The sequence below is a fragment of the Streptomyces plumbidurans genome, assembly GCF_019857225.1.
Taxonomy (GTDB): Bacteria; Actinomycetota; Actinomycetes; order Streptomycetales; family Streptomycetaceae; genus Streptomyces; species Streptomyces plumbidurans.
In genome coordinates this window covers 1-9,530 of record NZ_JAFJSY010000140.1, presented here as the reverse complement: position 1 = coordinate 9,530, position 9,530 = coordinate 1, and the positions used below count along the sequence as shown (strand labels likewise).

Sequence of the window (9,530 nt, the reverse complement as noted above, 5' to 3'; positions counted from 1 at the left end):
GTGCGGCTCGCCGCGATCGCGGCCGCCGCCGCGAACCACAGCACCCCGTGGTTCGCGCTCCGGCTGAGCCGGGGCAGCACCGGCCCGGCGCCCGGCCAGTCCCGCTCGGCGGCGAAGCCGAAGACACGGCTGTCGAGTGCGAACAGCCGCTTGCGCAGGGGGCGCGGACCGGGCGTCGGCGAGGTGAGGTCGCGATCGGGGCTCATGCGGTGCCGGTTACCCTGAAGTGCCCGTTTCCTGTCCATCTTGTCCACGGGCGGCGGACCACACCCGGAGGTCACCTGCATGCGTCTGCTCCTCGTACGCCACGGCCAGACCCCCAGCAACGTCGACTTCCTGCTCGACACCGCCGTGCCGGGCCCGGGCCTGACCGCACTCGGCGAGCGCCAGGCGGCCGCCCTGCCGGGGGCCCTCGCCGACGAGGACATCGAGGCCCTGTACGTCTCCACGCTGGTACGCACTCAGCTGACCGCCGCCCCGCTGGCGGCCGCCCGCGGCCTGGAGCCCCTGGTCCGGGACGGCATCCGGGAGATCGCCGCCGGCGATCTGGAGATGCTCCCCGGCAACTCCGAGCACGGCCTCCTCTACATGACGACGGTGTTCGCCTGGGCCGAGGGCGACACCGCGCTCAGGATGCCCGGCGGGGAGAACGGCGAGGAGGCGCTCGCACGCTACGACGCCGTGGTCGCGGAGGCCGCCCGCAGCGGCGCCGCAGCGGTCGCGATGGTCAGCCACGGCGCCGCCATCCGGATGTGGACGGCGGCCCGCGCCGACAACGTCGACGTCGCCTTCGCCGCCGACCGTCCGCTGGACAACACCGGCGTGGTGATCCTGGAGGGCTCGCCCACCGACGGCTGGAAGGCTCTTTCCTGGGCGGGCGCCGTGGTGGCCCCGGCGGGCGAGGGCGGACCCACGGGCCGGCCCGTATAACGGTTTGCCCGCGCCGCGCGGCGGCCCGCAGAATGCGGCCTCATGGGACATCTGGAAGCCGCACATCTCGAGTACTACCTCCCCGACGGGAGGGCGCTGCTCGGCGATGTGTCCTTCCGGGTGGGCGAAGGCGCCGCCGTGGCCCTGGTGGGGCCCAACGGCGCCGGGAAGACGACGCTGCTGCGGCTGATCTCCGGTGAGCTCAAACCGCACGGCGGCACGGTCACCGTGAGCGGCGGGCTCGGCGTGATGCACCAGTTCGTGGGGTCCGTACGGGACGAGACGACCGTGCGCGACCTGCTCGTGTCGGTCGCGCCGCCGCGCATCAGGGAAGCGGCGCGGGCCGTCGACAGGGCCGAGCACGGCATCATGACCGTCGACGACGAGGCCGCCCAGCTGGCGTACGCGCAGGCGCTCTCCGACTGGGCCGAGGCGCGCGGCTACGAGGCGGAGACGCTGTGGGACATGTGCACCACGGCCGCGCTCGGGATGCCGTACGACAGGGCGCAGTGGCGGCAGGTGAGCACGCTCTCCGGCGGTGAGCAGAAGCGGCTGGTCCTGGAGGCGCTGCTGCGGGGCACCGACGAGGTGCTGCTGCTCGACGAGCCGGACAACTACCTCGACGTGCCCGGCAAGCGCTGGCTGGAGGAGCGGCTGAAGGAGACCCGCAAGACGGTGCTCTTCGTCTCCCACGACCGCGAACTCCTCGCCCGCGCCGCCGAGAAGATCGTCTCCGTGGAGCCCTCGCCCGCGGGCGCGGACGCCTGGGTGCACGGCGGCGGCTTCGCCACCTACCACGAGGCCCGCCGCGCCCGGTTCGCCCGCTTCGAGGAGCTGCGCAAACGCTGGGACGAGAAGCACGCGCAGCTGAAAAAACTGGTCCTGACACTCCGTCAGGCCGCCGAGAACAGCCCCGACATGGCCTCCCGCTACCGGGCCGCCCAGACCCGGCTGCGCAAGTTCGAGGAGGCGGGCCCGCCGCCCGAGCCGCCCCGCGAGCAGGACATCAGGATGCGGATCAAGGGCGGCCGTACCGGCGTCAGGGCCGTCACCTGCAAGCAACTCGAACTCACCGGCCTGATGAAGCCGTTCGACCTGGAGGTCTTCTACGGCGAACGGGTCGCCGTCCTCGGCTCCAACGGTTCCGGCAAGTCGCACTTCCTGCGGCTGCTGGCCGGCGACGAGGTGGCGCACACGGGGGAGTGGAAGCTCGGGGCGCGGGTCGTGCCGGGGCACTTCGCGCAGACGCACGCACACCCGGAACTGCAGGGCCGCAAGCTGGTGGACATCCTGTGGCAGGAGCACGCCCAGGACCGGGGAGCGGCCATGTCCCGGCTGCGCCGCTACGAGCTGACCGGCCAGGCCGAGCAGAGCTTCGACCGGCTGTCCGGCGGGCAGCAGGCCCGCTTCCAGATCCTGCTCCTGGAACTGCAGGGCGTCACGGCCCTGCTGCTCGACGAGCCGACCGACAACCTCGACCTGGAGTCCGCCGAGGCCCTCCAGGAGGGGCTGGAGGCCTTCGACGGCACGGTGCTCGCGGTCACGCACGACCGCTGGTTCGCCCGCTCCTTCGACCGGTACCTGGTGTTCGGAAGCGACGGACGCGTCCGCGAGAGCGCCGACGCCGTATGGGACGAGCGGCGGGTGGAGCGGGTGCGGTGACCGCACCCCGGCGCCGAAGTGTGCGAGCGACGGAGGCCCGGGCGCCGGGTTGTTCGTAGAGTGGATGCAGAAGGGTGAGAACCATGGTTTCCCTCCCGGATGCCGCTCGGGTCTGACGCGCGCCGGGCGGGTACTCGTACCGCATGGACGAACACGACGAGCGGGGTACCACCATGACCGGAGTCGACCCCAGCAGGCTGGACGACCAGCAGCTCATGAAGGAGCTGGAGACGATCCACCGCACGCGCCACGACACGCTGCTCTACGCCTCGACCGACGCGCTGCGGGCCCACAACGATCGCATGGCCCAGCTGGAGGGCGAGTACCTGCGCCGCAACCCGCAGCGCATGGTCGCCGCGGGCCGCACCCGGGAAGGCGCCAGGGAACGGCACTGCGGGGAGTCGGCGACTCCCCGCAGCTGACGTCACCCGCTCAGCCGGCACCTTTCGAGAACACGCTCACGAGCCTTCCGAGAACACGCTCACGAGCGCGTCGCAGAACGCCTTGAGGTCGTCCGGCTTACGGCTGGTGACCAGCTTGTTGCTGCCGTGGTCGCAGATTTTGACCTGCTCGTCGACCCAGGTGCCGCCCGCGTTCTTGATGTCGGTCCGCAGGCTCGGCCAGGAGGTGAGCACCCGGCCGCGGACCACGTCCGCCTCCACCAGCGTCCACGGGGCATGGCAGATCGCGGCGACCGGCCGGCCCCCGTCGAAGAACTCCCGGACGAACGACACGGCCTTGTCGTCCATGCGCAGGAAGTCCGGGTTGGCGACACCGCCCGGCAGGACGAGCCCGCCGAACGAGGAGGCCGAGGCCTCACCCACGACCTCGTCCACGGGGAACGTGTCCGCCTTGTCGAGGTGGTCGAAGGCCTGGATCTCGCCCGACTTCGTCGACACGAGCACGGGCTCGTGACCGGCGTCCTGCACGGCCCGCCAGGGCTCGGTGAGCTCGACCTGCTCCACGCCCTCGGGCGCGGTCAGAAACGCGATACGCATGGTGTTCGACGTCCCTTCCTCGTCTTTCTCGACTCTGCTCGACTCTGTTCGCCTCACCGGGTGTCCCGGTCGGCGGGTTCGGCACGGCTGATCTGTGCGAGCGCCGAGTCCGGGTCCTGCGACTCGGCCAGATCGCCGAGGCTCACCATCCCCACCGGCAGCCCGTCCTCCACGACGGGCAGCCGGCGGACCGCGTGGGCGCGCATCAGTGCCACGGCGGCCGGGACGGGATCGTCCGGGGCGAGCAGTACCGGATCGCGGGTGCACACCGACGCCGCGCTGACCACCGCCGGATCGTCGCCCTCCGCGACCGCTCGTACGGTGATGTCACGGTCGGTGAGCATGCCGACGATGCGCTGCCCGTCGGCGACCACCACATCGCCGATGTCCTGGGTCCGCATGAGCCGCGCCGCCTCGACGAGGGACGCGTCCGGGCGGACGGCGACGACCCCCGGAGTCATCACCTCCCGGACGAAATCCGCCGTCACCGCATCTCCCTCGGGACGTTCCCCGGCCGGGTCAGCGCCTTCGTCAGCTCCTGCACGTTCGTGTAGCGGTCCGTTCGGGGCAGCCGCCCCACGGCCTCCACGAGGATGTCGGGCGCGTTCTTGCGGCGCAGCACGCCCGTCAGCTCCCGGGGACCCGCCGGGAAGGAGCTGCGTCCGAGGATCCGGGCCAGTTCCAGCCGGACCGTCTCGAACGACGCCCCGGACCCGCCCGGCGCCACCGGACCGCCCGCGACCTGCGGGTCGTCGTCGGCGACGGGCTCCGGGTCGTGCCACTCCTCCGTCCGCGTCGGGTGCCCGGAACGGAGCAGTCCCTGCAGTTCGTGCTTCATCTCCTCGTCGCGGTGGACGCTCAGCCGGTCATTGCCTCGCTGCATGTCGTTCTCCAGATCTTCCGCGGTCCGCTCCGCGTACCCGATGACCGGACGCCGACACCGTGTTTGCCGACCCGCGCGGCTGGTAACCCGGAGGGCGCCTCCCACACGCAGGACCTGGGGAAGGACGTGCCATGGCACTGCTCGCGGTGATCATCCCGATTCTGATGCTCGGCGTGGTGCTGGCTCTGGGCCGCTACGAGGAACTGCTGCTGCCGCGCGGACCGGACGACGGGAACCGGGACGCCCTGCGGCACCCCGGCCCCGTCGCCCCCGCCGTCACTTCTCGCGGTGGGGGAGAAACTCCTGCACCTTTGCCTTGAGCCCCTGCCTGACCATTCCGGCGCGGTCCGCGTCGCCCTTGAGGACCGAGGCGGCCGTGGCCTCCATCTGCTCCCAGGTGGCGTGCGGCGGGATCGGCGGGACCGCCGGGTCGGTCAGGAACTCGATCACCGCGGGGCCGTCGGCCTCCAGACCGGCGCGCCAGCCCGCCTCCACGTCCTCGGGCTTCTCCACCCGGACCCCGGTCAGCCCCAGGGAGCGGGCGAACGCGGCGTACTGCACGTCCGGGAGCTCCTGCGACGGCAGGAACGACGGGGCGCCCGACATGGCCCGCATCTCCCAGGTGACCTGGTTGAGATCGCGATTGTTGAACACGGCGACGACCAGCCGCGGGTCCTCCCACAGATCGCGGTACTTGGCCGCCGTGATCATCTCCGCCAGACCGTTCATCTGCATCGCCCCGTCCCCGACCAGTGCGATCGCCGGCCGGTCCGGGTGGGCGAACTTCGCGCCGATCGCGTACGGCACCCCGGGCCCCATCGTGGCCAGCGTGCCGGAGAGCGAGGCGCGCATGCCGGGCCGCATCGTCAGATGCCGGGCGTACCAGTTGGCCGCGGAACCCGAGTCGGAGGTGACGATCGCGTTCTGCGGCAGCAGCGCGTCCAGGGCGTGCGCGACGTACTCCGGGTTGATCGGGTCGGCGGACTGCTGCGCCCGCCGCTCCATCACCTCGCGCCAGCGCGACACGTTGTCGCAGATGGTGTCGTACCACTCGGGCCCGCGGTCCTCGCCGATCAGCGGGATCAGCTGCTGCAGGGTCGCCTTCGCGTCGCCGATGAGATTGACCTCGTAGGGATAGCGCATCCCGACCATGTGCGGATCGATGTCGATCTGCACGGCGCGCGCCTTGCCGAAGTCCGGCAGGAACTGGCTGTACGGGAAGGAGGAACCGATGGTCAGCAGGGTGTCGCAGTCCCGCATCAGCTCGTAGGACGGACGGGTGCCCAGCAGCCCGATCGAGCCGGTGACGTAGGGGAGTTCGTCGCTCAGGACGTCCTTGCCGAGCAGTGCCTTGGCCACGCCGGCCTTCAGCCGTCCGGCGATCTGCTCCACCTCGGCGCGTGCGCCCGCGGCGCCCTGGCCGACCAGAATGGCCACCTTGTCACCGGAGTTGAGGATCTCCGCCGCCCGCCGCAGGGACTCCTCGGAGGGCACCGCCGTCCAGGAACTGCGGTCCAGGCTGGAGGGGACCATCTTGAAGTCGTGCGTGGGCGGGGAGTAGTCGAGCTCCTGCACATCGCCGGGGATGATCAGCGCGGTCGGGCTGCGGCGGGCGTACGCGGTACGGATCGCGCGGTCGATGACGTTCGGGAGCTGCTCGGGAACCGTCACCGTCTCCACGAAGTCCGAGGCGACGTCCTTGAAGAGCGTGTGCAGATCCACCTCCTGCTGGTACGAGCCGCCCATCGCGGTGCGGTGCGTCTGGCCGACGATCGCGAGCACCGGCACATGGTCGAGCTTGGCGTCGTACAGACCGTTGAGCAGATGGATCGCGCCGGGCCCCGAGGTCGCCACGCACACTCCGAGCCGACCGCTGAACTTGGCGTACCCGACCGCCTCGAACGCGGACATCTCCTCGTGCCGGGACTGGACGAACCGCGGCTGGTTGTCCGCCCGGCCCCAGGCGGCGAGCAGTCCGTTGATGCCGTCGCCGGGATAGCCGAAGACGTGGTCCACCCCCCACTCACGCAGTCGCTGCAGGATGTGGTCGGAGACCTTGACGCTCATGTGGGGACCTCCCGGGCCTTGGCGTGGACGGACTGGCAGTCGTCTGACAACCGAGTCACCGCGAAGTGCGCCGGAAAACATGTGCGGTGTTTGGTCCGGGGACTCATGGGCAGGCGCAACACCAGTGCTTCGGACAGGAGGCACGTCCGTGGGGGAGCGGCCAGGGCCGCCCGGTCGCGCCTGTCCTGTCCCCGAGCGCGGCAGCACTCCCACGGGACCGTCCACCCCAGAGCACCATCGAGGGAGTTGCGACGCACATGCCCACCCAAGCGAGCGCGAAGCACCACCCGCACGACGACGCCCCGGACACCGCCGAGGCCTTCCGCACGCTCGCCGCGCTCCCCGCGGGCCCGCGGCGCGACGCCCTGCGCGGCCGGATCGTCGAGGCCTGGCTGCCCATGGCCGAACGGCTCGCCGGACGCTTCCGCAGCCGCGGCGAGAGCTACGAGGACCTGCGCCAGGTCGCGTCCCTCGGCCTGGTCAAGGCCGTGGACCGCTACGACCCCGCACGCGGCAACGCCTTCGAGAGCTACGCCGTGCCCACCATCACCGGCGAGATCAAGCGGCACTTCCGCGACCACATGTGGACGCTGCACGTGCCGCGCCGGGTGCAGGACCTGCGCAACCGCGTCCGGTTCGCGGCCCAGGAACTCTCCCAGACCACCCCGGGCCGCAGGCCCACCGTCGCGGAACTCGCCGCGCACACGGGAATGAGCGAGGACGACGTCCGCGCCGGCCTGGAGGCGCTGGAGAGCTTCACCGCGCTCTCGCTCGACGCCGAACTGCCCGGCAGCGAGGACGGCTACTCCCTCGGCGACGCCCTCGGCGCGGCCGACCCCGCACTGGACACGGTGGTGGACCGAGAGGCCGTCAAACCGCGGCTGGCGGCGCTGCCCGAGCGCGAGCGGACCATCCTCTACATGCGGTTCTTCGGCGACATGACGCAGAGCCGGATCGCCGAGCTGCTGGGCATCTCCCAGATGCACGTGTCCCGGCTGATCAGCCGGTCCTGCTCCCGGATGCGGGACCAGATCATGCGCGACGTGGCGTAGGCGGCGCCGCGGGGGCGTCCGGGCGGGCCGGTTCACCCGCTCGGACGCCCCTTTTCGCGCGAATGGGGCCCGGCCGCGCGCGCCTCGAGGCGAAGCGGGCTCTGATGGGCTAGGGAGCACGGCCAAGCCTCGCGTACGGCCTCGGGTGCTCCCGTCACATCGCCCGTCGAAGGAGCCCTCCCCATGCGTTCCACCGCCCGTGTGCTGTCCGTGGCGGCCCTGGCCAGTGCCACGCTCGGCTTCGCCGCCTCGGCCGCCCTCGCGGACCCGGCCGCGGAGGTCAGTCCGAGCACCGTCGCCCCGGGCGGCAGCGTCACCGTCTCGGTCACCTGCGAATCCACCGGCGGCGAGGCCCCCGCCACCATCGACGCCACCTCCGAGGCCTTCGACGAGGGCACCGTCAAGCTGCAACGCGTCCCCGGCGACGACAAGGGCGCCTCCACCTCCTACCGCGGCACCGCCCGCGTCTCCGGCACCGACGATCTCGCGGGCGACACCCCGGACGAGGCGGCCCCGGACGAGGCCGCTCCCGGTGGGGCGGCTCCCGATGGGGCCGTCCCCGGCCAGGATGCTCAGGGCGCGCAGAATGCCGAGGCGGCCCAGGACGTCGCGTGGACCGTCGAGGGCACCTGCCCGGGGGCGCCCGGCGGCAAGGGCAAGGAGTGGAGCGCCACGTTCCACGGCGGCCACGGCGACGGCTCCGACGGCGATGGTGGCGATGGCGCCGGCGAGGTCCCCGGCGGCCCGAGCGACATCCCCGGCGGCCCGAGCGACGTCCCCGGAAAGCCGAGTGAAGTCCCCGGCGGACGGGGCGACGTCACCGGCGGCGGCGGTGGCGGCGGCGGGCCGGTCGAGCACGGGGTGCAGGCCGGTGAGGGCGGCGCCTTCACCGACTCCGTGCCCGCCTTGGTCGCCGGCGGCCTCCTGATCGCGGGCGCGCTGGGCGGGGCCGCGTACCGGGTGTGGCACAAGCGCTCCGTCCTGCGCGGCTGACCCGCCACGCGCCGGCCCGCCGTGCGCCGACCCGCCATGTGCCGACCCACTGTGGGACCGGCGCAACCCCGGCGGACGGCCGTGGCCCTGCGGCACCCTGGGTACTCACTGCCCGAGGCACGACTGCGCGGAGGTAGGCATGCGGCGGACGGACCCGGAAGGCCACGGCCCCGTCCGCTACGGGCCACCCCTGCCCGAGGACGGGCTGCCCGTACCGCCCGAACTCGCCGACGCGCTGGCCGCGGCAGCGACCCGGACCGGCAGCGAGCCCATCGGCGGCGGACCCGAACTGCTCGACGCCGCCCGCGGTTACTGGGAGCGGCGCGGCCTGCCCACCGAGGACGGCCTCGTGGCGGCAGGACCCGGCGCCCCCGCCCTGCTGCTCGCCCTGACCGCCGCGCTCGGCGGCGACGTCCTGGTGCCGAGGCCGTGCGCGGCCTGGTGGGCGCCGTACGCACGCCTGTTGGGCAGACCCGCCTTCCATGTCGCGACGCCGGCCGAGAGCGGTGGCGTGCCGGACCCGTACGCCCTCCTGGAGACCGTGCGCAGGGTGCGCGCCGAGGGCGGTGACCCGCGGCTGCTGGTGCTGTCGGTCGCCGACGACCCCACGGCCACCGTCGCCCCGCCCGACGCGCTGCACGAGTGCGTGCAGGCCGCCGCGGCGGAGGGCCTGCACCTGGTCAGCGACGAGACCTGGCGCGACACCGTGCACGCACCGCACGACACCGTGCTGGTCAGCCCCGCCGAGATGCTGCCCGACCGGGTCACCGTCGTCTCCGACCTGGCGGGCGCCCTGCTGCCGCCCGGCTGGCCGGCCGCGGTGGCCCGCTTCTGCGGCGACGAGTCCGGCCGTGCGCTGCACGCGCGCGTGCTCGACGTGCTGACCGCGCTCGGCGCCCGCATCGCCGGTCCGGTCGCCGCCCCCGCCGCCTACGCACTCGGGGA

At 72.7% G+C, this 9,530-nt stretch carries 11 protein-coding genes and 1 pseudogene; 7 read left to right on the top strand and 5 right to left on the bottom strand.

The features are described 5' to 3' along the window. Nucleotides 1-206 (bottom strand): annotated as a pseudogene (locus JYK17_RS39665) (phosphoesterase); the annotation flags it as partial. Between the two features lie 79 nt (nt 207-285). Between JYK17_RS39665 and JYK17_RS39660 the strand changes: the two are divergent. From JYK17_RS39660 to JYK17_RS39650, 3 genes are all read left to right on the top strand, one after another. Beyond that, entirely contained in the window at nt 286-930 is a 645-nt protein-coding gene (locus tag JYK17_RS39660; RefSeq protein ID WP_222812285.1) for a histidine phosphatase family protein, read from the top strand. Nucleotides 931-972: 42 nt separating this feature from the next. After that, complete coding sequence (locus JYK17_RS39655; RefSeq protein ID WP_222812284.1) at nt 973-2,592, top strand: ABC-F family ATP-binding cassette domain-containing protein; 1,620 nt, start codon at nt 973-975, stop codon at nt 2,590-2,592. 143 nt (nt 2,593-2,735) lie between these two features. Further along, nucleotides 2,736-3,014: a DUF6158 family protein gene (locus JYK17_RS39650; protein WP_108006338.1), complete on the top strand. Its 279-nt coding sequence runs from the start codon at nt 2,736-2,738 to the stop codon at nt 3,012-3,014. 36 nt (nt 3,015-3,050) lie between these two features. Here the strand turns inward: JYK17_RS39650 and JYK17_RS39645 are convergent, their stop codons facing one another. The 3 genes from JYK17_RS39645 to JYK17_RS39635 are packed head-to-tail and all read right to left on the bottom strand — an operon-like array spanning nt 3,051 to nt 4,473. Continuing rightward, nucleotides 3,051-3,590 (bottom strand): type 1 glutamine amidotransferase domain-containing protein, encoded by a 540-nt coding sequence (locus JYK17_RS39645; RefSeq protein WP_108006336.1) that lies wholly within the window; start codon nt 3,588-3,590, stop codon nt 3,051-3,053. 53 nt (nt 3,591-3,643) lie between these two features. Beyond that, on the bottom strand, nt 3,644-4,078 hold the full coding sequence (locus tag JYK17_RS39640; RefSeq protein ID WP_234548233.1) for a CBS domain-containing protein: 435 nt from the start codon (nt 4,076-4,078) through the stop codon (nt 3,644-3,646). Next, nucleotides 4,075-4,473, bottom strand: coding sequence for a DUF2795 domain-containing protein (locus JYK17_RS39635; protein WP_108006334.1), 399 nt, complete (start codon nt 4,471-4,473; stop codon nt 4,075-4,077). The genes JYK17_RS39640 and JYK17_RS39635 overlap by 4 nt, the downstream gene beginning before the upstream one ends. 131 nt (nt 4,474-4,604) lie before the next feature. On the opposite strand from JYK17_RS39635, the gene JYK17_RS39630 reads away from it, so the two are divergent. After that, a complete protein-coding gene (locus JYK17_RS39630; protein ID WP_108006332.1) occupies nt 4,605-4,793 on the top strand; it encodes a hypothetical protein in 189 nt (62 codons plus the stop codon). On the opposite strand, the gene JYK17_RS39625 is transcribed toward JYK17_RS39630, so the two are convergent. Then, nucleotides 4,750-6,540, bottom strand: a complete 1,791-nt coding sequence (locus tag JYK17_RS39625) for a thiamine pyrophosphate-requiring protein (protein ID WP_108006330.1) — start codon at nt 6,538-6,540, stop codon at nt 4,750-4,752. The genes JYK17_RS39630 and JYK17_RS39625 overlap by 44 nt on opposite strands. A gap of 257 nt (nt 6,541-6,797) precedes the next feature. Between JYK17_RS39625 and JYK17_RS39620 the strand changes: the two genes are divergently transcribed. From JYK17_RS39620 to JYK17_RS39610, 3 genes are all read left to right on the top strand, one after another. Further along, complete coding sequence (locus JYK17_RS39620) at nt 6,798-7,592, top strand: RNA polymerase sigma factor SigF (RefSeq protein WP_108006328.1); 795 nt, start codon at nt 6,798-6,800, stop codon at nt 7,590-7,592. 183 nt (nt 7,593-7,775) lie between these two features. Further along, nucleotides 7,776-8,585, top strand: a complete 810-nt coding sequence (locus JYK17_RS39615; protein WP_222812283.1) for a hypothetical protein — start codon at nt 7,776-7,778, stop codon at nt 8,583-8,585. A 139-nt stretch (nt 8,586-8,724) separates the two neighbouring features. After that, nucleotides 8,725-9,530, top strand: an 806-nt coding sequence (locus tag JYK17_RS39610; protein ID WP_222812282.1) for an aminotransferase class I/II-fold pyridoxal phosphate-dependent enzyme, incomplete at its 3' end; no start/stop codon positions are given.